The following is a 444-nucleotide window of genomic DNA, read 5'->3' as shown; positions in this document are numbered from 1 at the left end:
CTTTTTACCGTCGTCTCTAGCATAATTCTATTAACACCTCTCAACGCATATTTGACGTGGGCTTTAGCTACTACCGCAATTATATCTACACTTGTAGGCTTAGTATGTTACTGGGTTCTTATCAACCGCAGTGAACCATCACAAAAAGAGTCATTCGACAAATCGCTGATTCAGAAAAGACAAAAGCAACTGGCATACCATTTCAAACGCATGGTCAGCAAGCAACGGCCAAAAGCTCACTTAATGAGTCGCTACGACCTGCCAATCTACCTACTATTGAGTCAAAATCCGAATAAAGACAAAAGTATCATCACTCAAATGGGTTATGAGTCATATAAGCTCGACGATTTTGGCAGTGATATTGAATTCCCAATTCTATTTTGGGTCAGCGAGCATTCCATTTTAGTTTCGGTAAGCACTGGCGAAGATCAACACCCAGAATAC

At 40.8% G+C, this 444-nt stretch carries 1 pseudogene; it reads left to right on the top strand.

Going from position 1 to position 444, the window contains the following annotated elements:
- Positions 1-51 precede the first annotated feature (51 nt).
- Positions 52-444: pseudogene (locus AB4496_RS29715) on the top strand (type VI secretion system membrane subunit TssM); the annotation flags it as partial.

The organism is Vibrio sp. 10N.222.46.A1, from assembly GCF_041473595.1.
GTDB classification, from domain to species: domain Bacteria; phylum Pseudomonadota; class Gammaproteobacteria; order Enterobacterales; family Vibrionaceae; genus Vibrio; species Vibrio tasmaniensis_A.
Note: the sequence above shows the minus strand (reverse complement) of the source record. Positions and strands in the feature narration are given on the sequence as shown.